Source organism: Bacteroides sp. 51, from assembly GCF_010500965.1.
GTDB lineage: Bacteria > Bacteroidota > Bacteroidia > Bacteroidales > Bacteroidaceae > Bacteroides.
This window is the reverse complement of record NZ_QVMI01000106.1, coordinates 1-559: the sequence shown is the minus strand read 5'-3', so window position 1 is coordinate 559 and position 559 is coordinate 1. Positions and strand designations below refer to the sequence as shown.

1 protein-coding gene is annotated in these 559 nt (G+C 55.1%); it reads left to right on the top strand.

All coding sequences use genetic code 11. The features are described from left to right. Positions 1 to 559 (top strand): DUF3575 domain-containing protein (locus tag D0T87_RS23730; protein WP_163178649.1); only part of this gene is annotated, 559 nt, incomplete at both ends.

Sequence of the window (559 nt, the reverse complement as noted above, 5' to 3'; positions counted from 1 at the left end):
ACCTTTTTCGCGGAATATGGCCGACAGCCGTTACGAGGGCTGGGGTGCGGGAATCGGTGCCAGCTATGGCTACCGCTGGAACTTCTCCCGCCACCTGGGAATGGAAGCGACTCTGGGATTGGGGTATGCCCACCTGGATTATGATAAATACACGTGTGGTACATGTGGTGATCGCCTGGGTAGCGGAAATAAGAACTATTTCGGTCCCACCAAAGCTGGTATCACACTGATCTATACTTTTGGCGGGAAGAAGAAACCGGCTGCTGCCGCGCCGGTACAGACACCTGTTGCCACTGCTCCAGTGCATACAGTGGTTTATGAACCACAGTTTACCGCCAGCTTCGTCACCCCGCAGGCGGAAGCCGTGAAACACCGCAATGAAGCCGGGCAAGCCTACCTGGATTTTGCCGCCGGCCGCTCAGAGATCACGCCTGGGTATAAAGACAATGCTGCGGAACTGCAAAAGATATATACGCTGATTGAAACGGTAAGGAAAGACCCTGATGCCAACATCACCGGTATCCGGATAGCCGGCTACGCTTCCCCCGAAGGCGGCTAT